This is a genomic window from Corynebacterium glyciniphilum AJ 3170, from assembly GCF_007673095.1.
Classification (GTDB): domain Bacteria; phylum Actinomycetota; class Actinomycetes; order Mycobacteriales; family Mycobacteriaceae; genus Corynebacterium.
The window spans coordinates 194,182-218,791 of the sequence record NZ_VDYZ01000006.1; the positions used below are offsets into that span (position 1 = coordinate 194,182).

The 24,610-nt window shown below is 63.3% G+C and carries 23 protein-coding genes and 1 tRNA gene; 5 read left to right on the top strand and 19 right to left on the bottom strand.

Translation table 11 applies throughout. The features are described 5' to 3' along the window. Nucleotides 1-51: 51 nt before the first annotated feature. The gene (locus FS507_RS07800) at nt 52-756 is read left to right on the top strand and encodes a GntR family transcriptional regulator (protein WP_186314605.1); all 705 of its coding nucleotides are present in this window, start codon (nt 52-54) and stop codon (nt 754-756) included. On the opposite strand, the gene pknB is transcribed toward FS507_RS07800, so the two are convergent. From pknB to FS507_RS07835, 7 genes are all read right to left on the bottom strand, one after another. Beyond that, the gene (pknB, locus tag FS507_RS07805) at nt 734-2,674 is read right to left on the bottom strand and encodes a Stk1 family PASTA domain-containing Ser/Thr kinase (protein ID WP_145942219.1); all 1,941 of its coding nucleotides are present in this window, start codon (nt 2,672-2,674) and stop codon (nt 734-736) included. The genes FS507_RS07800 and pknB overlap by 23 nt on opposite strands. A 97-nt stretch (nt 2,675-2,771) precedes the next feature. Next, nucleotides 2,772-4,355 (bottom strand): serine/threonine-protein kinase, encoded by a 1,584-nt coding sequence (locus FS507_RS07810; RefSeq protein ID WP_260853217.1) that lies wholly within the window; start codon nt 4,353-4,355, stop codon nt 2,772-2,774. 32 nt (nt 4,356-4,387) lie between these two features. Then, entirely contained in the window at nt 4,388-5,842 is a 1,455-nt protein-coding gene (locus tag FS507_RS07815) for a penicillin-binding transpeptidase domain-containing protein (protein WP_145942220.1), read from the bottom strand. Next, entirely contained in the window at nt 5,839-7,245 is a 1,407-nt protein-coding gene (locus tag FS507_RS07820; protein WP_145942221.1) for an FtsW/RodA/SpoVE family cell cycle protein, read from the bottom strand. The genes FS507_RS07815 and FS507_RS07820 overlap by 4 nt, the downstream gene beginning before the upstream one ends. A gap of 1 nt (nt 7,246) precedes the next feature. Then, the gene (locus tag FS507_RS07825; protein WP_145942222.1) at nt 7,247-8,845 is read right to left on the bottom strand and encodes a PP2C family protein-serine/threonine phosphatase; all 1,599 of its coding nucleotides are present in this window, start codon (nt 8,843-8,845) and stop codon (nt 7,247-7,249) included. Then, nucleotides 8,842-9,336, bottom strand: coding sequence for an FHA domain-containing protein FhaB/FipA (locus tag FS507_RS07830; protein ID WP_075816173.1), 495 nt, complete (start codon nt 9,334-9,336; stop codon nt 8,842-8,844). Before FS507_RS07830 ends, FS507_RS07825 begins: the two co-directional genes overlap by 4 nt. 85 nt (nt 9,337-9,421) lie before the next feature. Continuing rightward, nucleotides 9,422-10,423: a DUF3662 and FHA domain-containing protein gene (locus FS507_RS07835; RefSeq protein ID WP_145942223.1), complete on the bottom strand. Its 1,002-nt coding sequence runs from the start codon at nt 10,421-10,423 to the stop codon at nt 9,422-9,424. A gap of 270 nt (nt 10,424-10,693) precedes the next feature. Between FS507_RS07835 and FS507_RS07840 the strand changes: the two genes are divergently transcribed. Next, nucleotides 10,694-10,776, top strand: a tRNA-Leu gene (locus FS507_RS07840). Between the two features lie 678 nt (nt 10,777-11,454). On the opposite strand, the gene FS507_RS18470 is transcribed toward FS507_RS07840, so the two are convergent. Next, nucleotides 11,455-11,700 carry a hypothetical protein gene (locus FS507_RS18470; protein WP_260853218.1) on the bottom strand — a complete coding sequence of 82 codons (246 nt, stop codon included), beginning with the start codon at nt 11,698-11,700 and terminating at the stop codon, nt 11,455-11,457. A gap of 474 nt (nt 11,701-12,174) precedes the next feature. On the opposite strand from FS507_RS18470, the gene FS507_RS07850 reads away from it, so the two are divergent. Then, the gene (locus FS507_RS07850) at nt 12,175-13,188 is read left to right on the top strand and encodes a LacI family DNA-binding transcriptional regulator (protein WP_145942224.1); all 1,014 of its coding nucleotides are present in this window, start codon (nt 12,175-12,177) and stop codon (nt 13,186-13,188) included. 33 nt (nt 13,189-13,221) lie between these two features. Here the strand turns inward: FS507_RS07850 and FS507_RS07855 are convergent, their stop codons facing one another. From FS507_RS07855 to FS507_RS07870, 4 genes are read right to left on the bottom strand one after another with little or no spacing between them, the layout of a single operon-like run. Next, nucleotides 13,222-13,680 (bottom strand): type II 3-dehydroquinate dehydratase, encoded by a 459-nt coding sequence (locus FS507_RS07855; protein WP_145942225.1) that lies wholly within the window; start codon nt 13,678-13,680, stop codon nt 13,222-13,224. After that, nucleotides 13,677-14,498 carry a sugar phosphate isomerase/epimerase family protein gene (locus FS507_RS07860; protein ID WP_186314606.1) on the bottom strand — a complete coding sequence of 274 codons (822 nt, stop codon included), beginning with the start codon at nt 14,496-14,498 and terminating at the stop codon, nt 13,677-13,679. Before FS507_RS07860 ends, FS507_RS07855 begins: the two co-directional genes overlap by 4 nt. 13 nt (nt 14,499-14,511) lie before the next feature. Next, nucleotides 14,512-15,270 (bottom strand): SDR family NAD(P)-dependent oxidoreductase, encoded by a 759-nt coding sequence (locus FS507_RS07865; RefSeq protein WP_145942227.1) that lies wholly within the window; start codon nt 15,268-15,270, stop codon nt 14,512-14,514. A 52-nt stretch (nt 15,271-15,322) separates the two neighbouring features. Further along, a complete protein-coding gene (locus FS507_RS07870) occupies nt 15,323-16,642 on the bottom strand; it encodes an MFS transporter (protein ID WP_145942228.1) in 1,320 nt (439 codons plus the stop codon). A gap of 838 nt (nt 16,643-17,480) precedes the next feature. Between FS507_RS07870 and FS507_RS07875 the strand changes: the two genes are divergently transcribed. Further along, the gene (locus FS507_RS07875; protein WP_145942229.1) at nt 17,481-18,662 is read left to right on the top strand and encodes a hypothetical protein; all 1,182 of its coding nucleotides are present in this window, start codon (nt 17,481-17,483) and stop codon (nt 18,660-18,662) included. A 29-nt stretch (nt 18,663-18,691) separates the two neighbouring features. Here FS507_RS07875 and FS507_RS07880 read toward each other — a convergent pair whose 3' ends face one another. From FS507_RS07880 to FS507_RS07895, 4 genes are all read right to left on the bottom strand, one after another. Then, nucleotides 18,692-19,597, bottom strand: a complete 906-nt coding sequence (locus FS507_RS07880; RefSeq protein WP_260853219.1) for a hypothetical protein — start codon at nt 19,595-19,597, stop codon at nt 18,692-18,694. A 267-nt stretch (nt 19,598-19,864) separates the two neighbouring features. Continuing rightward, nucleotides 19,865-21,037: a hypothetical protein gene (locus FS507_RS07885; protein WP_145942230.1), complete on the bottom strand. Its 1,173-nt coding sequence runs from the start codon at nt 21,035-21,037 to the stop codon at nt 19,865-19,867. A gap of 44 nt (nt 21,038-21,081) precedes the next feature. Continuing rightward, nucleotides 21,082-21,399, bottom strand: a complete 318-nt coding sequence (locus FS507_RS07890; protein ID WP_145942231.1) for a helix-turn-helix domain-containing protein — start codon at nt 21,397-21,399, stop codon at nt 21,082-21,084. Nucleotides 21,400-21,497: 98 nt separating this feature from the next. Further along, nucleotides 21,498-21,827, bottom strand: coding sequence for a hypothetical protein (locus FS507_RS07895; protein ID WP_145942232.1), 330 nt, complete (start codon nt 21,825-21,827; stop codon nt 21,498-21,500). A 212-nt stretch (nt 21,828-22,039) separates the two neighbouring features. Here FS507_RS07895 and FS507_RS07900 point away from each other — a divergent pair, with 212 nt between their 5' ends. Continuing rightward, on the top strand, nt 22,040-22,816 hold the full coding sequence (locus FS507_RS07900; protein ID WP_145942233.1) for a hypothetical protein: 777 nt from the start codon (nt 22,040-22,042) through the stop codon (nt 22,814-22,816). Between the two features lie 50 nt (nt 22,817-22,866). Here the strand turns inward: FS507_RS07900 and FS507_RS17575 are convergent, their stop codons facing one another. The 3 genes from FS507_RS17575 to FS507_RS07910 all read right to left on the bottom strand — a co-directional run bounded on the left by FS507_RS17575 (nt 22,867) and on the right by FS507_RS07910 (nt 24,469). Then, on the bottom strand, nt 22,867-23,016 hold the full coding sequence (locus FS507_RS17575; RefSeq protein WP_186314607.1) for a hypothetical protein: 150 nt from the start codon (nt 23,014-23,016) through the stop codon (nt 22,867-22,869). Between the two features lie 134 nt (nt 23,017-23,150). After that, complete coding sequence (locus FS507_RS07905; RefSeq protein WP_260853220.1) at nt 23,151-23,792, bottom strand: LppP/LprE family lipoprotein; 642 nt, start codon at nt 23,790-23,792, stop codon at nt 23,151-23,153. Between the two features lie 227 nt (nt 23,793-24,019). Beyond that, entirely contained in the window at nt 24,020-24,469 is a 450-nt protein-coding gene (locus FS507_RS07910; RefSeq protein WP_145942234.1) for a GNAT family N-acetyltransferase, read from the bottom strand. Nucleotides 24,470-24,610 lie beyond the last annotated feature (141 nt).

The window sequence follows — 24,610 nt, forward strand, 5'->3', positions numbered from 1 at the left end:
TGTCAAGAGATAATCGGATCAACTAAAAATAATCGATTCTTGAGGATGAAGATGACAGAGGGTACTGAAGTTCTCGCTCCGACAAAGGACGCCTACCGTGCGGTGCGCACAGCGATTCTCCGTGGTGGCATGAAGCCGGGGGAACGGCTCAGCCCGTCGGCCCTCGGTAAAGAGCTGGGTGTGAGTGCAGGGGTCGTGCGGGAAGCTCTGACCAGACTTGCGTCAGAGAGGCTGGTGAGCGCTGAACGCAACAAGGGCTTCCGGGTCTACGAGATTTCACTTGACGGTTTGAAGCATCTGGCTGAACTCCGTCAGTTGGTGGAAGGCGCGGCGCTCGAGCAGTCCATTGAGGCGGGAGACGTGAACTGGGAGTCTGAGGTCATCGCGGCCCACCATCTGCTGTTGAAGTCGCCCGGACAGGGCACAGAAGTCGATGAGCACGGCGCAGATGTCCACATGATGGCGCACCGCCGGTTCCATATGGCGCTGCTCAGCGCCTGTCCGAACCCGATGCTGTTGGATACGTGTCGATCACTGTGGGACGCGGGGGAACTCTACCGCCGGTGGGGCGCCGGGCGTCGTGACAGTGGCGTGTGGATGAAGGAGCACGATGACCTGGTGACGTACTGCGTCGACCGTGACGTCCAGGCCGCGACAGACCTGCTCCGGCGTCATATCGGCGGGACTGTGGAGGCTGTGACCGCGTTACTCAATTCTGGTGGGGACTACCCGGTCACGGAATCCCCAGAACGTTGACCCGCACGGTGATCGGGGCGTTCCGGTCGATCGTCTCGCCCTCCCGGGCAGACTGGCCGACGACCCTGTCCACAGCCAGCGGATCGAGCTGGTTCACGTTCGTACGGGACACCCTGTCGGGGCCACCGCGCCAGCCGGCCTGTTGCAGGGTGCTGTAGACCTCGTCGTAGTCCTTGCCGACGAGCTGCGGCATCGTGAACTGGTTGCCGCGGGAGACCTCGATGGTGATGGTCGTGCCCCGTGGCTGCGTGGTGCCCTCGTTGGAGGCGGACAGCACCCGGTTCTCGTCCTCGGAGGAGTCGACCATGGAGACGTCGACCTCGAACCCGGCGTCCTCGAGGTTCTGCACGGCGTCGTCCCGTGACTGGCCGGTGACTCGGGGGACGCGGACGTCCTCCGGCCCGGTGGAGACGGTGATACCGACCTCAGTGCCCCGGGAGACCTGGGAACCGGAGGGGTGGGTCTGCTCGATGACCTGGCCCTCGTCGACGCTCTCGCTCGCCTGCTCGGAGACATTCGACCGCAGGCGCAGGCCGGCGTCCTCGAGGGCCTGCTGTGCCTGTTGGGTCGTCATGCCGGTCAGGTCGGGGACGTCCGTGACCTCCTGCCCGGATGACACCAGCAGTGTCACCTGGGAGCCGGAGGGAACGAAGGAGTCGGCCCCGGGTTCAGTCCCGATTGTCTCGTCACGGGGAATCTCCGCATCTGCACGGTCCTCGACGGTGACGTCGAAACCGGCGTCTTCGAGGGCGCTCATCGCCTCGTCCCGGGGCTGCCCGGAGACGTCCGGTATCTGCACCTGTTCGCTGGTCTGCCCCGTATCGTCGTCGCCGCTGAACCAGTTCCATGCGACGGCGGTGCCGCCACCGACAAGAGCCAGGATGGCGATGATCCACAGTGCCACGACCCAGCCGCGGCGCGGTTTCTTCTCCTTGCGCGGTGCCTCGGGTTCAGCCTCCGGGGCGGGCGTCGCGGCCGGCACCGCTGCAGCGGCGGGCATGTGCGTTGTCGTGGCTTCGTGCACAGGTTCGTCCGTGTAGGCCTGCGCTGCGAGAGGCATCCGTCCCTCGGCCATGCGTTGCAGGTCCGCCGCCATGTCCGCGCTGGAGTCGTAGCGGTCGGACGGGTCCTTCGCCATGGCGGTCAGCGTGACCGCGTCCAGGGCGAGCGCCGGATCCGGGTCGAGGTCCATGCCCTGGACCTGTGACGGCGGCAGCGGGGTCTCCTGCACGTGCTGGAACGCCACGGAGAAGGGGGACTCACCCGAGAACGGGGGCTGGCCGGTGGTGATCTCGTAGAAGACACATCCGGCGGCGTAGATGTCGGAGCGGGCTTCGGCGGACTTGCCGCGGGCCTGCTCCGGGGAGAGGTACTGGGCGGTGCCGATGACCGCAGCGGTCTGCGTCATCGCTGAGCTGGTGTCCGACAGTGCACGGGCGATGCCGAAGTCCATCACCTTCACCGCACCGGTGTTGGTGATCATGATGTTCGCGGGTTTGATGTCGCGGTGGATGATGCCGGCCTCGTGGGAGAAGCCCAGCGCCCGGCACACCTCCGCCATCACCCGGGACGCCTCGTCGAGGGGGAACGCACCGGAGTCGCGCACGATGTCGCGCAACGTCTGCCCGTGGACCCGCTCCATCACGATGTACGGCACGGAGCCGTGCGCCTCGTCGGTCTGGCCGGTGTCGTAGACGGCGACGATCGCGTGGTGGTTCAGTTTCGCGGCGTTCTTCGCCTCACGGCGGAAGCGTTCCAGGAAGGTGTCGTCGCGGGCGAGATCCGCCCGCATCATCTTCACCGCGATGTCGCGTCCGAGTAGTTCATCGGTCGCCGCATAGACGTCGGACATACCTCCGGTCCCGATGATGGGCCCCAGGAGGTACCGACCGCCGAGCCGGGTATTGCTCAGGTCCATGCTGCTCCCTTCCTCACGTTCTGGCGCAGGTGACGCCGCGAACACTCCTTCTTCAGGAGACTACCGATGTCTCGGCTCCTGGTGCGAATAACACCCGTCACAGAGGTCCCATGACGCTCCAGTCGGACTCCTCGTCCCCGGAGTCACCGTCGCCGGTGGTCCCGGCGTTACCACTGGGGTCCGGTTGTTCCTGGGATGCCTGGTCAGAGGTGTCGGGGTTACCGGGATTCGTGGGCTCCTCCGTCGGTACCTCGGGCTCCGGGATCGTGGGCTGGGTCGGCTGAGACGGGTTCGTGGTGTCGGTCGGACCGTCCGTCGGCCCCTCGGTGGGCGTCGTGTCGGTGGGGGTGGTGTCGTCCGTCGGTGTCTCCACGGGGTCCTCGGTCTCGATCGGCTCGGGGACGACGGTCTGCTCCTCGGTGACCTCACTGGTGACCGTGGTCGTCTCCGTCGGTGCCACCGCCGGGTCGTCGTCTCCCTGGGTGAGGAACCACACCAGGACGCCGAGGAGCGCGACGAGGCCGATGCCCAGCGCCCAGATCCAGCCGCGGCCACCACGGGTCCGGGGCGCCGGCCCCATGTTCGCCTCGTCGGTGACCTCACCGAGCCGACTCTGGCCCGTCGGTGGCTGAGCGGCCACCGCGGCAGCTGCGGCACCGGCGGCCGGCTGCACCCCGTTCGCCGGATCCGGGGGCATCTGCCCGTCACGTACCGGGACGGTGGCTGCGGCGAGTTCGGCACCGTCCTGGTAGCGCCGTACGGGGTCCTTGCGCAGGCAGACCGCGATCAGCTGGCGCATCGGCGCGCTGATGGTGTCGGGGAGCTCGGGCGCGGGTTCGTTGATGTGCTTCAGCGCCACCGACACCGTGGAGTCCCCGGAGAACGGACGTTCACCGACGAGGACCTCGTAGCCGACCACGCCGAGCGAGTAGACGTCGCTGGACGGGCGGATGGACAGCCCCTGGGCCTGTTCCGGGGACACGTACTGCGCGGTGCCGACGACCATGCCCGTGCGGGTCAGCGGCACCGCGGAGGCGGCCTTGGCGATACCGAAGTCCGTGATCTTCACGACGCCGTCCGCGGTGACCATGAGGTTGCCGGGTTTGATGTCGCGGTGGATCAGCTGACGTTCGTGGATCGCCTGCAGACCGACGGCGGCCTGGGCGATGAGGTCGAGGACCATCACCTCCGGCAGGGTGCGTTGGCGGCCGAGGATGTCGGCCAGCGACTCGCCCTGGACGTATTCCATGACGATGAAGCAGTAGGAGATGCCACTGCCGTCGACGTCGGCCTGCTCGCCGTAGTCGAAGGTGCGCACCACGTTCTCGGACTGGATGGTCTCCGCGGCCTCGGCCTCCTGGCGGAAGCGGTCGCGGAACTCCGCGTCGTCGGTGAGTTCGGGTTTGAGTACCTTGACGGCCACGTCCCGCTCGCCGATGGTGTCGTACGCCAGCCAGACGGTGGACATGCCGCCGCGGCCGATGATGCGGGACACCTCGAACCGTCGCCCGGCGGCGGAGTCGTAGTGGGTGTCGAGGACGCGTTGGAGGCGGTCGGCGGCCGCCCGGTCGCGCGGGGTCATGTGTTCGGGGTCCACGGGGCCGGAGTGCTCTTCGGGGGTGCTGAAGACACGGGTGCCGTCGGGGTCACTGGGGTTGTCGGGATCGTCGGGACCGGTCACGTCTGTCACCTCGCTTACCTCGCTTCCTGGACTTACTGGGCTTCTTGGAGTGCTGCATTGATCACTGCCCGTCCGATAGGTGCTGCGACGGAACCACCGGTGGCGGCCTGCCCGGCGTCGCCACCGTTCTCCACCAGCACGGCGACGGCCACGTCGGCGTCCTCGGCGGGGCCGAAGGCCACGTACCAGGCGTGCGGGTTGGAGTTGCGGGAGTCCTCGCCGTGCTCGGCGGTACCGGTCTTCGAGGCGATGTCCGACGACCCCCCGGCGTACTCCTCGGCCCCCTGCATCAGCTCGGTGAGCTGCGAGGCGACCTCGGAGTCGATGGCGCGTCCGGCTTCCTCGGCCCGGGTCTCCTGGATCACGTTGAGGTCGGAGCCGGTGACCTGCTTGATGATGTGTGGCTTCATGCGCACGCCGTCATTCGCGATCGTCGCGGCGATGACCGCGTTCTGCAGCGGGGTCAGGGCCACGTCGCGCTGGCCGATCGCGGACTGGCTCAGCGCCGCGGAGTCCGGGATGTCACCGATGGTGGAGTTCTGGATCGGCAGGCCGAAGTCCTCGTCGTCCTCCGCACCGATGCCGAAGCCTTCGGCCGTGGCACGGAAGGACTCCTCGCCGTGGCGGTTCACCAGGTCGACGAAGGAGGTGTTGCAGGACCTCGAGAACGCGGTGCGCAGCGGCACCTCGGGGGCACCGCAGGACGTCCCGTCGTAGTTCTCCAGGGTGGTCGTGGTGTCCGGCAGTGTGATCTGCGACTCGCCGTTGACCATGGTGTCGGCGTTGTCGCCGGCGGCCAGGGCGGCCGCCGTGGTGATCAGCTTGAACGTGGAGCCGGGGGGCTGGGTCTGCTGGGTCGAGCGGTTCAGCAGCGGGGCGTCCGGGCTCGCCTGGAGTTCCTCGAAGGCGGCGTCCGCGGTGGCGGCGTCGGTGCTGCTGACGACGGACGGGTCGAAACTGGGGGTCGAGGCCATCGCCAGCACCTCGCCGGTGGACGGGCGGAGGGCCACGACGGAGCCCGAGTACCCACGCGACGACAGCTCGTCGTACGCGACCTGCTGCACATTGGGCTGCAGGGTGAGCTCCACGTTGGCCCCACGGCGCTCCTTACCGGTGAGGGTGTCCCAGGCGCGGGTGGCGAAGAGTGAGTCGTCCGTCCCGTCGAGGATGGAGTTCTGCGACGCCTCGATGCCGGAGGCACCGTAGCGGTCGGAGAGGTAGCCCAGCACCGCACCGTAGGACGCGGGCGTGGTCGGGTAGTCGCGGGTGTAGAAGCCGTCCTCGTCCGCCTCGGACTCGGCGAGCACCTGGCCACCGGCGGAGATCTGCCCGCGCGGGATCGACTTCATCTCGTAGTACTGACGCGAGTTCAGTGAATTCTCCGCGTAGCGGGAGGTCTGGAACCCCTGGATCCACGTGAGGTTGACCAGGAGGATCACGACCAGCACGAACGTGAAGACCGAGACGTTGCGGATGGACCTGTTCATGAGCGGGCCTCCCTGGCGTTCTGGCTGGCGTTCCGGTCGTTGACGACCGGGCTGAGAGACGTCTGCGGGTCGGCGTACCGGGCATCGGCGTCTGTGGTCTGCTGCTGCGCGGTCTTGCGGGTGTTCACGTCATGGGAGATCTTCAGCAGGATCGCCAGCAGGATGTAGTTCGCCAGCAGACTGGACCCGCCGTGGGACATGAAGGGGGTGGTCAGACCGGTCATGGGCAGCAGCTTGGAGATGCCGCCGGTGACCACGAACACCTGGATCGCCAGGGTCAGTGACAGGCCGGCGGCGACGAGCTTGCCGAAGGAGTCCGGGGTCTTCAACGCGATGATGAAGCCGCGGGTCACGAACACAGCGAACAGCATGAGAACGGCTGCCAGGCCCACGAACCCGAGTTCCTCACCGATGGAGGACATGATGAAGTCGGCGTAGGCGACGGGCACGTTCTGCGGGTAGCCCTCGCCGAGTCCCGTCCCGGTCAGCCCACCGAAGGACATGCCGAACAGGGCCTGGGACAGCTGGTAGCCGGTCCCTTCCTCGTAGGTGGCCAGCGGGTCGATGAAGTTGGTGAACCGGTCCTGGATCTTGTCGGAGATCTGGAAGACACCCCAGGCGCCGACGACGGCCAGCCCGAGTCCGACGACCAGCCAGGACGATCGTCCGGTCGCCATGTAGAGCATGCCCAACACCGTGCCGAAGAGCAGCAGGGCAGGGCCGAAGTCGTTCTGGAAGATCGAGATGAGGATCGCCAGGCCCCAGACGAGCAGGATCGGGCCGAGGTCGCGCAGGCGGGGGAACTGCAGCCCCAGGACGCGGTAGCCGGCCACGGAGAACAGGGCGCGCTTGTTGACCAGCAGGGCGGCGAAGAAGATCAGCAGCATGATCTTGGCGAACTCGCCGGGCTGGATGGAGACCGGGCCGAGGGAGATCCAGACCCTGGCGTCGGCGTTGATCGAGGTCGGCCACACGATCGGCAGGGCGGACAGGATCAGGCCGCCGAGGCCGAGCAGGAAGGCGTAGTTCTGCAGGCTGTTGTGGGACTTCAGGAACCAGATGACCGCGGCGAAGATCACCAGCGCGATCACCGTCCACATCACCTGCGAGTTGGAGCGGGTGGTCTCCGCGGCCAGGTCGATCCGGTAGATCATCACCAGGCCGATGGCGTTGAGCATCGCGGCGACCGGCAGCAGGATCTGGTCGGCGTTGGGGGCCTTCAGGCACATCACCACGTGGGCCACGCCGAAGACGGCGATGTAGCCGCCGACCAGGACGGCGACCTCGGAGTTGAGTTCATTGCCCTGCGAGAACTGCAGGGCGATCAGGGCGATGCCGAGAATGACGGCGGAGAAGACCAGCAACGCCAGTTCGGTGCCGCGGGCGTGGGCGTCACGGAACATGTCAGTTCACCTCCCGGCACGACACCCCAGGTGTCGTCAGGTCGGAGGGCTCCCCGTCACGCGGGTCTGCCCCGTTGCCGCGGGTGACGCAGACCGGCAGGGTCTGTTCGGCGAGGCGACGGATCTGCCCCTGGATCTCGTCGTAGGAGTCACGCGGGAGGTTGTCGAGTGTGCCCCGGGCCGCCGGGGTGAGGTCGGAGGTGGAGAAGCGGTGGCAGTCCTCGTCGCTGCCGGCGGGAAGCAGCCGGACGTCCGCGTCATCGGAGAGGCAGACCTCCTGGTAGATCGACTGCGTCGAGATGCCCAGGATGCTTCCCGGGGCACCCTGGTAGATCTGGATCGGTGAGCCCGACTCGGCAGCCGCCGCCGTGGTCGACGGTGCCGGCGGGGCCTCCGAGGAGGCCGGGGCGTCGGACGGGTTCGCGGGTGCCGACGGGTCGGCCGGTGCGGCCGTCGAGGTGCCCGCACCGCCGGTCACCGGGGGAGTGGAGACCGTGGTGGTCGCTGCGGCGCCGCTGTCGGCGACCGCGATGAAATAGGACTGGCTGAGGGAGTCACGCACGTACCAGACCGTCGCACCGGCGGCGACGATGAGCACGAGGGCGGCGGCGAGAGTGATGAACAGTCCCTTGCGGCGACGCTTCTTCGGTTCGGGCTCCTCGGCGTCCGGGTCCGGCGACGGGGATTCGGCACCGGGTTCCGGCTGCGCGGCACGGGGGCGCTGCACGATGTTGACCGCTGAGGCACGCCCCGCCGAGGTGTTCGGACGGGGCAGTTCGGGGGCGTTGGTGTTCACCGCGCCGGCCAGGGCGGGGGCGGTGGGCAGGACGGCGCCCTCCGGCAGGGTCGCCGGGTCGACGACATCGGCCACCACCACGGTGACGTTGTCGGGACCGCCGCCGCGCAGGGCCAGGTTGATCAACTGCGAGCCGGCCTCCTCCGGGGTGCCGGTGGCCAGCACGTCGCGGATCGTGTCGAAGCTGACCGGGTCGGACAGACCGTCCGAGCACAGCAGGTAGCGGTCGCCGGGCTGCGCCTCACGCAGCGACAGCGTGGGCTCGACCGGGCGACCGGTGAGGGCCTTGAGGATCAGCGAGCGCTGCGGGTGGCTGCTGACGTCCTCGGGGGCGAGCTTTCCCTCGTCCACCAGGGACTGCACGAAGGTGTCGTCCTTGGTGATCTGGGTGAGGACGCCGTCGCGCAGCAGGTAGCCGCGGGAGTCGCCGACATGGCAGACGCCCAGCGACGCCCCGTCGAAGAGCATGGTGGTCAACGTGCAGCCCATGCCCTCCTGGGTGGGGTTGTCGTCGACGTGGGCGGCGATGGCACGGTTGCCGTCGTCCATGGCCTCGGCGAGCATCGTGAGCAGGCGCTCGCCGGACGGTTCGACGCCCTGGGACAGGGTGTTCTCCAGGACGTAGAGCGAGGTGATCATCAGCTCGGAGGCGACTTCACCCGCGGCGTGGCCGCCCATGCCGTCGGCGAGGGCCAGCAGGTGGGGTGAGGCGACGGCGGAGTCCTCGTTGTTGGAGCGCACCAGGCCGCGGTCGGAGAGGGCCGCGTAGTTCAGGGCGAGGGGCGTGGCGGTGGTCTCTGTCATGCTTCCAACCTCACCGTGGTCTGGCCGATGCGGATCTCCTGGCCTGCGGAGAGCTGTTCGGGCTGGTCGATACGCTGGCCGTTGAGGAAGGAACCGTTACGGGAGTCGAGGTCCTCGAGCAGCCAGGTGCCGGACTGCTGGAACAGCCGGGCGTGCGTTCCGGAGGCGAAGTCGTCCTCCAGGACGATGGTGCAGGACCCGGAGCGGCCCAGGGTCACGTCCTGGTAGCCCTGCAGATTGAGTGTTGTCCCGGTCAGTGGGCCGGACGTCAACGTCAACGAGCCCGGGGGAGTGGCACGACGGAATCCGCGGCCGCCCGACGGTTTCGGGCCGGACGCGGCGCCGGTGGACGGGCCGGAGGCAGGCGCAGCACCTGCTGTGGCTGCCATGGCGTTCACGTCCTTACGCATGGCGCGGACGGCCACCCAGACGAACAGCCACAGCACGACGAGCAGGGCGATCTTGGCGAGCAGCACCAGAGTCGTCTGCATTCGGGGTCATCTCCTTCGTGCCGGTGGGTTGACCGGTCGGTCAACGATTGATCCTACCGGCTGAATCTACCTTCCGGAGGTCCCGTCAGCTGAAACGAACGTCGATCTCGCTGTGCCCGATGGTGATGACGTCGCCGTCGGCGAGCAGCCAGCTGTCCACCGGAATCTCATTGACGGTGGTGCCGTTGGTGGACTTCAGGTCGGTGAGGACGGCGTCGTACCCGTCCCAGGTGATTTCGGCGTGCTGACGGGAGACGCCGGTGTCCGGCAGGCGGAAGTCGACCGCATTGCCGCGGCCGATGACATTCGTGCCGTGCTGCAGCAGGAAGCTGCGGGCCGAGCCGTCCTGGAGGTACAGGGTGACGGTGGTCTGGGGGACCTGTTCGCCGGCGGCGGCGTTCGCGGCGCCGGTGGCCTCGTCGGCGTTGTTCGCCGGGGCCTGGGCGTTGTGCGAGATCACCTCGGTGCCGGGGTAGCTCTGCAGCGGCTCGCCGAGGTCGGGGTCCTGCTCAGGCTGCTGGTCCTGCGCGCCGGGGTGGTCCTGCTGCGCTGCCTGGGCGGCCTGCGGGGACTGGGACGGACGCGCCAGCCCGACGAGAGGATTCGGGTCGGCACCGGGGGAGGGCTCGTCGGCGTCGTAGGAGTGGGCGACGGAACTACGCCCGGAATCCGGTTCGCTGCGCGGCCAGTGCGGTTCGGGCTGCTCGGTCTTCTCGAAGGAGGACCGGGCCTTGAGCTGCCCGGTGTGCAGGCCGTCGTCCTTCACGATCTCCACGGCGACGGGATGGTGGCTGTCCCATCCTTCGTTGCGGATGAAGCGTTGGAGCCGGCCGCGGAGTTCGTTGGCGAGGTCGGGGCGCTTCTCGAGCAGGGCGGTGTGGTCGTGTTCGGAGACGTGGACGCGGTAGGAGGAGGGGGCGTAGACGGTGCCGCTGTGGTCCTCCATGAGGGTGTCCTCGACCTCCTGCTTCAGCAGTTCGTCGATTTCGGCGGGGACGACCTCGCCGCCGAAGACGCGCGCGAAGCCGTTGTCCAGCCCGCGCTGCAGGGAGCTGTCGAGCTTACGGAAGCGACCGAAGAGGTCCATGGTCGTTACGCCTCACCTTTCGTTCTCTCGTCCCGTAGGGCCGGTTGCCTTCATCGGGGTGCTGGTCCGGCGGGGTGCTGGACCGGGCACGGCACACGTTGTCGGCCCACTATACGGACTGCAGCTGTGAAGTGGGTGCAGCTCGCCGGGTGTGTGGCAGGTGCGGGTCCTGAATACCGGCGTGGCCTGTGACTTTGTGTGTGGTGGGTGACGGTGATAGTGTTGCTCTCCGTTGCAGACGCAACCCACGTCGATATACATCGATGCCACGGGCGAGTGGCGGAATGGCAGACGCGCTGGCTTCAGGTGCCAGTGTCCTTCGGGACGTGGGGGTTCAAGTCCCCCTTCGCCCACAGTGAGCGGTTCACGAACTGAACCGGCTGGAGGTCACAAACTCGAAAGGGTTCGTGACCTCCGGTTTTTCGTTGTCTAGAGTTCGGACCCCTCGAGATTAGCAGTTGGGGGAGTTGCGCGGCGAGGTCCCGACGACGGCCTGGGAGGCTAAAACTCCAGAGGGTTTCCGGGTGGGGTCGGTCACGAACTCAGAGGTTGTGTGGTTCTTCGCGCCTCTAGGGCGTGACGATCCGTGGCTGCAACCCATCAGAGTGGATTAGCGACTACCAAGATGTAGTGGTCCAGATTCGAAAAAGCTCAGGGCGATGCCGTATATGATGCTTCCAACTCGCCATTGGTGGCCTCTACGGGCCTGTTGGACGCCCTCATGGCGAAGGAGGACAGGACATCCTTACGCTTGCGCCACAGTGTGGGCCGAACTGCCCCCAACTCGCCAATACCCTTCGGTAGTCTATTGCATAGCCTGCCTATCAGGCCGCACATCAGCTTCTTTCTCCCCCGTTTCCCGGGGACGACCGTAGGCGGCGATGACGCCCGGGGAGAATTCCCAGGTGGACTGCCAGGTGACGAAATCGTCATCAGCGCACGACACCAGGTTCGATCATTGCTTCTGCCGCTCGGTCAGATAGTTCGTTCTGGTCCGCAAGGTACGACGGTGCTTACCCAGCGAGTCAACCTCACGTGCGGCGTCGACCGGTCGTCTCTCGCTGCAGACGTTGTGAGCTCTTTGCCACCAAGCGCACGACATGAAGCGGGACCATCGCCTTGGTAGCTTCGGGTGATGCTTGGTCGATGGCTGTCGCGGTCGCTGCGAGGCTCATACGGTCAGTCGCCAGTCGCTGCAGGAGCCAGCGGTCCGGCCGCTGCGTCAACTTCGCCCAGTCATCGACGCGGCCAGCGAGGTCTGGAGGATTTTCCGGCATAGGAGTCCTGGGTGTAGCTGAAGCGAACACCCGGACGTGCAAGCGAGCAAGGAAGCCCACCATCGGTAGATCCATCATGCGGCGACACGTGGTCTCTCGTGGTACCACTCGTCCCGCCGTCTGGACAGGTGTGGTCGACGGTGACCGGCATTGCGTCGATGGCGGTCGCCACCCAGACATTGGTGGCGCCGATGATCGTCACTCTGATCTCAGTGGTTCGGCAGATGGTGTCGGCGATGAGGTTGCCGGTTGGGTGCGCTGTGGGGATCTGGTTCCGTCAGATGAAGGTATGGTGGCCCCCATCATGTACCGGCCAGGCTCTCTACATGTTGTGCCGCAACGAGCCGCACATTTTAGCTGTCTACACACTCCGAACTGCGAAGAGCCGCTAAATCTCTCACGTGATTTGGACCAGAATGTAAGGATTTGAGACGGCAATGCACTCGGATGAGCCAATAAAGAACGTGGGAAACGATGAAAAGCAGAACATCCATAACGAGCAAGGACGTGGCGAAGCGAGCGGGCGTGAGTCAAACAACCGTATCGCGAACTTTTCGGGAAGACCCCAGAGTCCTTCCCGAGACTAGAAAAAAAGTTCTGGATGCCGCATCTGAGCTGGATTACACACCCAACCTCTTTGCGAGATCAATGATTACCAATCGATCTGGTGTCATCGCGGTAACAGTGCCGGACGTCGATAACCCCGTATTCACGACCATTATTGCAGAGCTGCAAGACGCTTTGCACGCTCATGACCTCAATATGATGCTCTTCCTGGAGAAGAACTTCGAACAAGGTCCGCACGACTTCTTGTCCACAAATATCCCCACGGATGGGATGATTATTGCCTCGGCTAACTTCGACTCTGCCGTCGTTCCAGAGGTCATCGCGAGAAGCATCCCGGCAGTGCTGATTCAGCGTGACGTGGCCGGGGTTAGCCTTGACCGCGTGATGCCTGACAACTGGATCGGTTGCCGAGCGATCGCCCGGCATTTGGTCGACCGGGGGCACACAGATATCGGGATGATTGCCGGATCCCCCCACACGTCCAGCGGCCAGGGCCGGAGGCGGAGCTTCGAGCAAGCGCTTGACGACTTCGGGTTGCACATGGCTGAGGACAACATCATCACCTCGGTTCCTAGTCTCCGGGATAGCCGCGAGGCCGCGAGACAGATGGTCGCGAAGGAGAGACTACCAACTGCGGTGTTCTGCAGCAGCGATGTCATCGCACTCAACCTCTTGGAGGAGTGCAGGACTTCGGGCATCAAGGTTCCTGACGACCTGAGTGTCGTCGGGTTCGATGATATTCCCCTGGCTGGTTGGGGAACATTCCACCTGACCACCGTTCGCCAGGACCTGCGGGCACAGTGCCAGCGAGCGGTGGAGCTCCTCGTAGAACGGATCGATTCACCGGGCGGAGATATCGCGCACGAAGTCGTTCCAGTGCAGTTGGTGGAACGCCGGTCGACGTCGGTACCGCGAGCTTAGACGTGCCGCGTGCCGTCCTACCTCATCCGCTTTTTATGCGTGCTTTCCGTCCAACTCGCGCCGGAGCGCTAATAAGGCAAGTTCATAACCGTAGGTGCCGACCCCGGCAATGACTCCGGTAGCAATCGGAGAGACCCACGAGGTGTGGTAGACCTCTTCTGTGCGACTGTGAATGTTGGTGACGTGACATTCAATGATGGGTTGTTCAATGATTTTCAACGCGTCGACGAGCGGGATTGAACGAAAAGACAGTCCTGCAGGGTTGATGACAACCCCCGCTTTCTCTTCACGTGCCTGGTGTAACCAGTCGATCAACTGCCCTTCATAGTTGGACTGTCCGAAGAAGAGATCAAAGCCAAGCTCTTGTGCAACCTCACTGCACCTGTTCTCTACCTGGTCAAGCGTGACATCACCGTACAGGTGCGGCTCCCTTTTTCCGAGCATGTTCAGATTCGGACCGTTGAGGACATATGCTTTTCGCGTTGAGCTCATGAGGCGCCCTCCAGTATTGTCTTTAGTCCGCTCTGGCTTCGAGTCATCACGCGTTTGACGTATTGTTCGGCGCCGAGTTCATCTAGAGCACTGTCATTTGGCACTTCAACGGTCAGGGTGATGTCTTCCGGTAAGCATGCCAGGATGTCTGCTATGTGAAAGTCCCCGGAGAATGGGATGCATCGATTATGGCGAGCGGCGTGCACGAGCCTTTCGACCCCTGTCGGGGCCAGACTTGGCCCGTCGTTGAGGTGGGCCATCGCGAACCACTCTGGGGGAAGACTTCTCAGTTCCTCATATGAGCTGGCAGAACGGACGAAGTGCAGGACATCGACGAGGATACCCACGTTGCTCATGTCCACGGCAGTGACGATGTCTGCTGCTGTATGCAGGTCGGGAACTTCGGTCCAGCTCACGAACTCCAGTTCGCACCGCAGGTTGTACTGGGCGGCCGCTTCGGCAAATCGCCGAAGGTGCTCCTTGGCACGGCCCCGGTTGGGGTCCGGTGTCTGCACGGTCACACTTCTTGCTCCCAGCTCAGCGGTTGTTTCAAGGAATCCGCGGTATGCGTCAATCTCGAACCCTGGGGTCAGGCGTACGACCTCGGTATCCCTGATAGACACTCCCGTGGACTGCATCACACGTTGTACGCGCGAGATGTTTGCGGGGTTGCCGATGAGCTCAAAATGCGGCTCATTGTCGGTGAGCTGCTCCAGCCGTATTCCCACCTCGGGGACACCCAGGCTTGCTGCTGTCTCCAGGAGGTGCACGGGAGAGAGCTGGAGTGCGGTTGCGTGGGCAATTGACCAGGTATACACCTGCTGGTCCTCCTTAGTAGGTTGCTCGTCCGCCGGTAGCGTCGAATGTGAACCCGGAGGTGAACGAGCACTCCTCACTGGCGATCCATGACACCAGCGCGGCCAGCTCGTCGATTTCCAGTAGCCGTCCCATCGGGATCTTCGCTTTGCTGTTCTCGACGTGTTCACTGGTCATTTGATCGAGGAGTTCCGTTGCAGCCATGGCCGGTGCCACGGAGTTCACCGTGACGCCGGTGGTGATCAGTTCCTTGGACAGGGCCTTGGTCAACCCGATAACGCCTGCCTTGGAGGCCGAGTAAGGGCTGATATTGGGTACGCCCTCTTTGCCGCCGATCGAGGCGATGTTGACGATCCGCCCCCATCCCCGCTGCACGAGGTGGGGGACTACGGCGTGGCAGACGTTGTACGTGCCTGTCAGGTTGATGCCGAGCACCCGATTCCATTCACCGAATGCGTAGTCTGCCAGTGGTTTTACCGGTCCGTTGATACCAGCGTTGTTTACGACGATGTCGATGTGTCCGGTGATCTCCAGTGTCTTCTCGAACGCCGTGTCGACCGAGTTCGGATCGGAGACGTCGACTCGGAGGCTTGCCCGGGGTTTCCAGGTTTCACCACCGGCGGTCGCAGCGTCCAAGGGGGAAGGGTCGATGTCCCAGACAACGACGGAGACCCCTTCCTCTGCGAGGCGCGAGGCGATGCCCAGGCCGATGCCTCGTGCTGCTCCAGTTACCACGGCGACGCGGTCATTTTTGTGCTTATTGGGGATGGTCATGGATTCCTCTCGAACTGAAGATGCTGTGGATGTCGGCGATGGTGGAGGGGGACTAATCTGCTGTTCCCAGCTCGTCGATGTGAGTTCCTGCAGTCTCTTTAGCGGTGGCCGCGGCGATGAACGCGAGTGCCAGGATGACGGTCATGAGAATCGCGACGGGTATCCATCCGTTCGGACCGGCGACCACGATCATTCCGCCGATGGTCGGCATGAACCCTGCGACGGCGTAGCCGATCTGGGTTCCGATGGCACTACCGGAGTAGCGGACTCTGGTGGCGAACATCTCTGGGTAGAACGAGGTGCCGACGCCGATGATGGCGCTGTAGCTTACTGATGTCAGGGCAAATGCGGCTAGGAAGATCAGGGCGATGCTGCCGGTGGAGATTGCCTGGAAGTAGACGAAGGTGAAGATGGCACAGCCGATCACTCCGCCGAGGTAGACAGGCTTTCGTCCGAGACGGTCGGACAGTATTGAGAGCATCGGAAGAGCGAAGAGCGCCAACGAGTTGGCCACAACCGATACCCAGAGCATGGTGGACCGATCGACTCCGCTGTCATCGACCGCGTAACTTAGCGCAAAGACTTGGACAAGCGTGCCCACTGCGGCTGTCATGGAGCAGACGATCACTCGGATCAGGGCAACCGGGTGGGTCTTGATCATGTCCAGGGCCGGCACTGTGTCGACATCGTCATTCTCTTTTAGTTCCTTGAATGACTCAGGCTCTTCGAGTTTCCGGCGGACGATGTATGCAATTACGACCACAAGGATGCTGGCCCAGAACGGGATGCGCCAGCCCCAGCTGTAGAGGATGTCGTCTGGCAGGGCTGCGACGGGGAGGAAGGCCAGGCTGGCGAGCACGATTCCGCCTGTGGTTCCGGTCATGGTCCAGCTGGAGAAGAAGTTTCTCCGGTGGGTGGGGGCGTGTTCGAGGATGATGGCGTTGCCGCCAGCTTGTTCCCCGCCCGCGCTAAAGCCTTGGATACATCGCATGAGGACTAGTAGTGCTGGTGCCAGCCAACCGACACTGTCGTAGCTTGGCAAACACCCGATGAGAAAGGTTGCCACGCCCATCATCACTAGTGTGGCGAGCATCACTTTCTTGCGGCCGATGCGATCGCCAAAGTGCCCGAGGATGACGCCGCCGAGGGGGCGCACGACGTAGGCAACTCCGAAGGTTCCCATCGACAAAAGCAATGCCGTAGCGCCTGAGGTCTCAGGGAAGAACACGTGGGTGAAGACAAGTGCTGCAGCGGCACCGTAGATATTTAGATCATAGTATTCGAGTGCGCTTCCAAGTGCACTCGCAACTGATGCTCGTCGCGTTCGCGTGAGCGTCAGTTCCCCCTCCGGGGCGGACGTGGATATGGACATCCCTTGCTCTCCTTGTCGTCAGACACTAGCGGGAACTGCCCGCATGGTTACGTAGTCATCGCGTTGGAAGAGACGCTAGTCAGTGGTGGCGGTCACGTCAAGATCAACTTAGGTTCTGTGTCACATTAAGTTCGACTGACCACGGCCACTGCGTGGTTGACCGGAACGAATAAACATGCTGTGGTCTGCGGTGATGCCACTTCGTATGGTCTACTTGTCGAAATCAGACGAAGGCACAAGTAACTGGTGAGAGCGTCGTGAATCCGCGCACTTACCCGCGCTCGGGAACGGTTCTGAGTGTCTTTTTTTCTCTCCGTGGGCGCGGTGGTCTGGGGGCGCCCCCAGCTTACGGCCGGGCGCGGCCCCGCCCCCAGAGCACGAGAAGGGCCGGACCCCGTCGTCCCCCGGTGTCCGGGCTGTGAGCCCCACCGACCAAGGTGGTCCCCGAGACCTTCCCCGTTCCGGTTACGACCGGAGACAAGGAGTACCCGCATGGCTAAGTCAGTCACCGCCGAGCACGCCTAGACCGCACCCGCCGACCTGGCGAACTGCACCGTTATAGACATTGGGGTGCCAATAGATGCAGGAGGATTTGGCGAGGACCTAGAATCTTCCGCCGCTATGGAAGGTTGAGGCTGTAGGGCAGGCGGGGTGGGCGAGGAATGACTCCGTAGTCATGGAAAACTCATCCGGAAAGTTGGCGGAGGCCTGTGCTGGCGCTCACGGCTGTTGCTAGGTGCTTCGCTAACTCAGGGGCCATGGCTCGGAGAAGCGTCCGGCCATGCCGTGCATGTCTGGGCCGAATGTTCTGTCGCCGGTGACGTGGGATAGTACAGTCATGGGAAAGCAGTCACGTCGAGCATCTCGGCGAAATCGACATAAGTCCACAGCCACCCACAGACACGACCTGACGGTCACTGTTGGGGTGACTCCTCAGCCGAAAAACAACGGACACCCTTCACTCGCAGATGAGCTCAGACTGCTGCGCAGTTCGTTGTTGTATGCAGATCACATCGACTTGGTCGCACCGAGCGCGTCATGGCTGAGCGACTTCCGTCCGTTGCGGGGCATCGACGCGAGTGATCCTCTAAGTACTATCAGCTCACTACCGCCGGAGACTTTTCGTCGCATTACTCCCGATGGCGTCGACCCCGGACAGTTCTTTTATGCGATGCAAGTGTTGAGATCCAGGCCTGTGGACGACCCGGAACGAGTGGAAAGCGAACGACTGTGGCGAGAACAACTCCCTCAGCTCAAGAGGACAGCCAACGAAGTCTTCGATAGTCGTGAATCGGCGGAGATCGAGATGGCTCTGGAAGCAGGATCAGTCAGAATGATCAGTGCAGGGACCCGTTTTGAAGACCCCATTGACCAGCAGGTTGACTGGTTCCGCGACCGCCTGACGAAAGCCTTGAGTGACCCTGGATCTCACGTGTTGCTGGATGAGATGACTACTGCTTTTCTGCGCAGCCCAGGGGAATATCCTGACGGTCTCCCTGCTGTCGCAGCGACGCGCTCTAGGCGCACTTCGGTCGGGGCTGGCTTGGTGGAGCGACTGCCGGCATTCCCCGACGCGCCGATGGGTCATGTGCTTGAGGCGCGGGAGGAACTCGCCGAAGGCCGCGCCAAGTATAGGGCCTCTGCGAAGAAACTCGCAGACCAGCTCCAGTCCTCGGCGCTGGAGACGACGTTACCGAGCGAGATCGATGAGCTGTGGCAGGACGAAGTGCGTCCCGCACTGGAGGAGTTGCGAAGCACAGCATCGAAGACGCGTATCGCGTCCGAGACGGGAAAGCGCCTCTTGACAGAGGGTTTTGGCTTACCGACTATCGCGGTGGCCGTTGCGAACATCCCGGACCTCGCCGCGTTGTTACCCTCCGCAACCGCAGCGGTCGGAGGTGTCGGCCGGGTGGCCGCCGCAGGCGTTGCAGAGGCCTTCAAGGCGCGCTCTACTGTGCGGCAACACGACCTGGTCTACCTATTCGATGTTGATAAAACACTCAGTCGGAGGCGACTCTGAAAGACGAATAGCCGGTCATCGGCAGCGAATCATCGAGTACAGAGGGTGTGGATGAAACCAATCGCCGACTCGACCCGCATGCGCAGGGCGTTCAACTGCGTGATCGTGAACCGGCCGGCATGGCCGTGGGTGCCGTTATTGAACTCACGGAACAGTCCGAGAACGTTGTTCATATCCTCTTCGACCAGTTCCTCGATCGAGTCGTCGGCGATTCCTTTGCGTTGCAGAAGGAACCGCACTTTGGCGCGTCGAGTCGGAACCCCTCTGTCTGTCGTATCGCAGGAGGGAACGGCCTTGACCACGTGCTCGTCAGGGGCGGAGTCATCGATCATCGTGATGAGTACCTCGCGGGCACTGGTGCAGAAGTGGCGTGCGGCGTCAGGATTTTGCGGACTGAGGGAGAAGAGTGCACCGGTCCAACGATCAACCAGGTCCTGCCCGAACGTCTCGAGTTCTGCCTGCATGCTCGGGCCGCGCAACTCCTCCTCAGTCGGATCGTCCTCGGGTTCACCATCACCGTCCATTGCATTGAGCAGGTAGGCGCTGTTGGCAGCCTCCTCGCTGCCCCGATTGACAAGCTCGCGGCCGGCAGGTGTGAGCATCCTGTCTGTCAGGATGGCTTCGGTCTCTGTGTACGTGCGAGCGAGGGTCTCAACCGATGCTCTATAAGAGATGAAGGTCCTCGTCTGCGGGCGAGAGTTCATACGACGGATCTCTTGCTCGAGCCGTCGCCGTTGGTTTTTGACCTGGTTGTTGTGCTTACGCACCTTGGCCTTATACGCACGCACCTCTCGGTTGTGGTCATTCACGGCTTTCTTGACTGCCGTGTTGCGCCGACGAACCTGACGATTGTAATTGTCGATCGCCTGCTTCTGCTGGCGCTGTGCCTTGTTCATCGCCGCTTTGAGCTGTGCTCGATTCGTCTTCCGGGCCATGGCCTGAGTATACGCAGCGACTCTGAGGTCATTGAGGTGGAGCTGTCGGGCCGGGGGTTATATCTCGGCGAACCGGTTCAGCAACTCCCGGCGCTTCGTGGTGATCTCGTTGAGGTGTCCATCCTCGAGTGTTCAGTCATTGTGGTGTTCGCTCGTGTTCATCGCTGGTCTAGCCAGTGACGTCAAGTCCGAGTGAGAGGAGTGATATGCGGAGGTAGTCCACCTGACGTGTACTGCCGCCTATCTGGAGCATGGCGAGGTATCCGGTCAGGTGAGGTTTGTCGTGGACTGGAGGCCGTCCTCGAATGCTCGCACCTCATCACGCATGCCCAACAGGGCCGTGTAGTTGCTCATGATTATGTCTGGGTCATAGTTGCTGGGTGGCTTGATCTTTGCCATCTGCTTAAGTACCTGGTTATCGGACAGTTGCTTTAGCCATGCACTGATCTGTTCTGAAGTCGGTGCCCCGTCGAGGTGTCCGAGAATGTCGTAGAGTCCCTCTCGAGCGATAGATGCGTTGAGGCGTTCTAGGTGGTGCTCTGCCGCCGTGACCGTTGATCCTGCAGCGACGGCGGCACGCTCATCATCGTGTCCGACATCCATTTCGTAACGAGCGGGGAGGTGTGGTTTCGGTGGCTCGGTACCGGTGATCAGACGCGGTACTGCTTGTGTTCGCACCCACCTTGCGATCTCGTCGAGCTCTTTCACGAGTACTGGCCACCTGTCGGACCCCGGCCGGTTGATGCCGACCGTCGGGAACAGGGTGAACGCGTGCTGAGCGCCAATAGGGGTTTCGGCGATCACATCATTGATGCGGAGGGGCTGCTCCGGGCGTCGGGGTATTTCTTGCACTGTTCGGGGAGCTTGGTCATCTGGATACATCGCGGCCAGTCGAACTGCCGTGATTGTTGGTGTGCGGTGCTTTGCGTGGTTGGTGTGGAGCACGAGTCGGGCCAGCGGGTGCTCGTGGGGGTTCACGGTGCGCTGATAGGGCTGTAGACCTTCAATCCGCTTGGTGAGAACGTCTCCAGCGCGCAGTGAGGCTGGACCGTTGCGTGCGCGCTTCTTCAACCACTCTTGAAAGCTCTCGTAGGTGTCGGCAGCAGGTATCTCTATAAGCCTGGCGGCCTTCTCTTCGAGACGTGCGCTGTGAAGGTGCTCGACCTCGGTGAACAGAGTGTGCTCTAGTGCCGCGCGTAGTGCTACAAGCGCATCAGCTACCAGGAGCGGAACCTTCCGTGGGATAGGTGCAATGCCAGTGACGGTCGTCCTGCTGATGTCTCCAATGGGAACCTCACGCAGGCGGATAATGCCGTCTGGCTGAGTGTGGTAGCCGGACAGCAGGTCGCACACCTGGCCGATGAGCTCATCTGCATGTGAGAGTGTGGCTGCGACGCCGAGATGGCGGTCCGGCAGCCAATCATATTCCGGGCTAACCATCCCTCGATCTTACTGTCGGATCAGCGACGGAGTGTACAACTTGGTCAGTCGGTCTGCACGCACATCCTCCAGCTATTCCGCGGTCGCGGCAGTGCTGACGGTGATACTGGCGATATTGCACCCCGGAGGTAGGCGACGGTGATCGTCCTGTTGAGGGCAGTGCTGTAGCGCTGGAGGACTTCGCCGGTCAGTCCGTCGAAGGCGGCCTCCTCTGCACGCTGGACATCGCGGTGTCGGACGCCGATCAACTTCGCGAACTTCTTCTGTGACAGTCCGGTGGTTTTGCGGAGGCTGTAGAACTGGATCATGGTGTCGAGGCGGGCGGCGTAGGCATCGCATTCGGCGCGGGTGAGCATGTCCACGATGTCCTTTCGTGAATCCCCCGGACGAGAGGAAGCAAGGATGGCGGGTTCTGGGACAGCGCAGCGGGCGCCGGGGTGGGGTTGTCCCTGGTGGTTGGTCAGTGCCAGGTTCGGGCGAGTTTGTCGAGCAGTGTTTGCCGGGCTTCGGCGATGGTGTCGAGGAGGTGGCCTGCGACCACACGTGGTGACTCTGTTTTCTCAGTGGGCGAAGGCAGTGGGGTGTCGGATCGGACGGACCCGGTGGTTGACTGGGAGCCAGCCCCGTCAGCGTCATGCGGGGTCTTCTGTGCTGCACGGGATTCGTTGTGGTCATCGTCGACCGATGGTGAGTCGGCATGGGCATCAAGTTCGTCGATGGGCGTGACGTGGTGCCTCGTGGTGGGCAGGTTCTTCGACACGGGGGTCTTTCTGCTGATGGTGCTGGACACGACAGAATACGTTGTTTCTGGGCTCAGGGGAACAGTGGGGATCATATTGGTCGCTCGGTGTGGGGCGATCTGCTTTGATGTCGGGCAATGACTGCGAGGATTGGTCTTCCATGAGCACTTCGAGTCCCAGCGTCGATCGCACTATCCATGTTTCCCGCTGATCGTGGGGGAGATGCTGGGCAGGCGGCGAGGAGATTCAGGATGATGGAGGCATGCGGAAAGAAGACTTGGTCAAGGACAAGAACTACGCACTGCGGCCGAAAGGGTCTGGTCCGGGCTCGGGTGATTCGTTCGTCAAGGTGGTGTTCCTCGGGCTGACCCATGGCCGACAGTGCAAGGTCCGTTTTGACAGTGGCGAACTCGAGGGGCTTGAAGAGTGGGTGGTGACCCGAGACCTCGCCTGTAGGTGGGGTGAGCGCAAGGCTCTGATCCGTGATGAGGAACGGTCGGCGCGGATTGAGGCTGCCACGGATGAGATGTGGGATGAGGTCACTGAGGATGCGATCTCGGCTGTGATGGAGGCGAGCGGAGAGCAATACGCGATCCGTAGGTACTGGGCTGACGATCCCACGTCTGCTCAGCGCTACTGGGACAGGGCGAAACTTCACAGCACACCGTTGGAGTATGACCCGTTGAACTACGAAGATTGTGACGGCAGATGGCATTTTTCGTTCGCTACGGCGCTCAAGGCGGCCCAAGCGTTCGCAGCAGCGGAACCTGAACTGGTCGATCTGTACCTGCGTGGCATCGAAGAAGAACTCAAAGCAGAGGGTTTCGTGCCCGGGATGCGCCACCATCATGACCTTCTGCGTAAGTATGCTCCGAGCCACGCACTTGTCCGGGCGTGGAGTCAGGCACCGCGAGGGATTGCGGCGGAGAACGAGACCACCAGGCTCCGGGCGGTCGTGTCCCAGGCGGTCAGATTTCTGCGTGAAGCCGGGGAGGAGCGCAAAGCGGACCAGATCGAACGGGGTCTGCACGGCAGGTAGCCTTGCGCATGCACGGGATGCAGATGGTGGGCTGGATTCGGTGCGGTGAGTTATCTGAGGTCTTCAGCTCGCTGGGTGTGGTCTGTCGCATTGGCTGGGACCGGTACCCCGGCCAGGTGGTAGATCCTGCGCGGCAGGATATCGCCGGTACGCTTGCTCGCTTTCACAGCGACCCGGGCGTGGTCCTGTCGTTGTTGCACGCTTCTCTCGACCTCCGGAGTCCGGATCCTCCGGGTTTTTGTTCAGAGCGACTCCCGGAGGCTACGCGGGTCTCTTTGACCCTCATGAACCTACAACGGTCTCCGGGAACCGGACATAGCGTCCTTCTTTATGGTCACACCGGCGGGACCTCACCTGACATGGAAACGCTGCCGGTAGGGGCATCCCAGGTGAACTGCGCGGTGGACTCTCCGGAGGCCCCGGCACTCGACTCACCCTCACGCGGCCAGTGCCAGGTCACGGAGATTGTCGCGTCATCGACCCGGGAGATCGTGGGGTAGAAGCCGTATGCTTCCGAGGTGGCGGTGCCGAGGTAGCTTCCGTCGTGGAAGAGCATGATCTGGTATGGCGAGGATGCCGTGCCGCCCTCGATGGGCAGGATGATCCAGGAGAGGTCGGCGCAGGAGTCGTAGCCGTCGGTCACGGCCCAGGCTGGGGCCCACGGGTAGTTCTCGGCGTTAGGAGGAACGTCGCTGGCCCAGCGGGCGACAGCCTCGTCACCGGTGAGCTCGGAGCAGGTGTCCGCAGGGGCGTCCTCGGTTTCATCACCGTCCCCGTCGTGTGCCTCGGTGGTTGTCGGGGCGGGGGCACTGGTGGGCTGTGTGGTGGCAGTGGCCTGGGCAGATGTGGTGGGTAGCGTGGTGGAGTCGGTGTCGTCCGCGGTGCTGCAGGCGGTGAGTGCGGTGCCCAGTAGTAGCACTCCGGTGGCGAGAGCTGACACCGTGCGGGGGAGGGGACTGGCAGATGTGGTGGACAAGTGGATCAACCTCCTGTGTCGTCAACCAATGTTAACCGCACCTCGGGAGAAGTTCAGAGGTGTCGGTGCGCGCATCACTCTACGGTGATGCGGCAAGTTGGGTGAACAACTGCTGCGTGCCAGGTGGAGGGTTCCGCTTCTGGCAGTCAGTACTTCTCCACTGACGTTTACACAGCCATATGCTGGGCACGGAAGTGGACCGGTACGGATCTCGTGTTGCCGGTTCGTTAGAAGCGGGATGCACCTGGCAACGTGCACGCATAGCGTTGCCGTTTTGGCCACCGGGGGTCGCGCGGTTTCGCCTCGACCTGGAAGCCGGATCGACGGTAGAACTCAACCGCATCATCATCGGTCTCGGCGTACACAGACCTGCCGTTCGCCCGCTGCGTGACAGCCGACACCAGTGCACCGCCAAGACCCCCGCGCTGTCTATCCTCATCAACCGCGATGTAGCGGATCACTACGGGATCACCGCCCGGATCGAATGCCACGAACGAAACGACCCGGTCTCCCACAGTCACGCCGTGGACCAGGTATTCGGACGGCGCATCGCGAACGAGCCTTTCCAGCTTCTCCGTCCCTGCACCCGAGGCCAACCACATCAGGCGGGTGAACTCCGGTGTCTCCAGCTCCCGCTGCGTCAACGGCCGGACCTCACCATCAGGTCCCACTGCCATAGTGCCGACTCCTTTTCCTGCATCGTGTTTACAAGACCTTCCCGCGTAGCGACAGGGCTCTATGTGAGGGTGTGCCTTCTAGGTCGTGTTACGAAAGTCGTTGTTCTAGGCGTCGGCGTGTCTGACCACCACAAAGAAGGT

Coding starts and splice junctions, on each gene's coding strand:
- pknB (WP_145942219.1), bottom strand. CDS start 2,674: ATGGACCTGAGCAATACCCGGCTCGGCGGTCGGTACCTCCTGGGGCCC.
- FS507_RS07885 (WP_145942230.1), bottom strand. CDS start 21,037: ATGGTTAGCCCGGAATATGATTGGCTGCCGGACCGCCATCTCGGCGTC.
- FS507_RS07900 (WP_145942233.1), top strand. CDS start 22,040: ATGCGGAAAGAAGACTTGGTCAAGGACAAGAACTACGCACTGCGGCCG.
- FS507_RS18470 (WP_260853218.1), bottom strand. CDS start 11,700: ATGCCGGAAAATCCTCCAGACCTCGCTGGCCGCGTCGATGACTGGGCG.
- FS507_RS07835 (WP_145942223.1), bottom strand. CDS start 10,423: ATGGACCTCTTCGGTCGCTTCCGTAAGCTCGACAGCTCCCTGCAGCGC.
- FS507_RS07830 (WP_075816173.1), bottom strand. CDS start 9,336: ATGCAGACGACTCTGGTGCTGCTCGCCAAGATCGCCCTGCTCGTCGTG.
- FS507_RS07855 (WP_145942225.1), bottom strand. CDS start 13,680: ATGAGCTCAACGCGAAAAGCATATGTCCTCAACGGTCCGAATCTGAAC.
- FS507_RS07820 (WP_145942221.1), bottom strand. CDS start 7,245: ATGTTCCGTGACGCCCACGCCCGCGGCACCGAACTGGCGTTGCTGGTC.
- FS507_RS07815 (WP_145942220.1), bottom strand. CDS start 5,842: ATGAACAGGTCCATCCGCAACGTCTCGGTCTTCACGTTCGTGCTGGTC.
- FS507_RS07865 (WP_145942227.1), bottom strand. CDS start 15,270: ATGACCATCCCCAATAAGCACAAAAATGACCGCGTCGCCGTGGTAACT.
- FS507_RS07910 (WP_145942234.1), bottom strand. CDS start 24,469: ATGGCAGTGGGACCTGATGGTGAGGTCCGGCCGTTGACGCAGCGGGAG.
- FS507_RS07850 (WP_145942224.1), top strand. CDS start 12,175: ATGAAAAGCAGAACATCCATAACGAGCAAGGACGTGGCGAAGCGAGCG.
- FS507_RS07875 (WP_145942229.1), top strand. CDS start 17,481: ATGGGAAAGCAGTCACGTCGAGCATCTCGGCGAAATCGACATAAGTCC.
- FS507_RS07800 (WP_186314605.1), top strand. CDS start 52: ATGACAGAGGGTACTGAAGTTCTCGCTCCGACAAAGGACGCCTACCGT.
- FS507_RS07870 (WP_145942228.1), bottom strand. CDS start 16,642: ATGTCCATATCCACGTCCGCCCCGGAGGGGGAACTGACGCTCACGCGA.
- FS507_RS07880 (WP_260853219.1), bottom strand. CDS start 19,597: ATGGCCCGGAAGACGAATCGAGCACAGCTCAAAGCGGCGATGAACAAG.
- FS507_RS07825 (WP_145942222.1), bottom strand. CDS start 8,845: ATGACAGAGACCACCGCCACGCCCCTCGCCCTGAACTACGCGGCCCTC.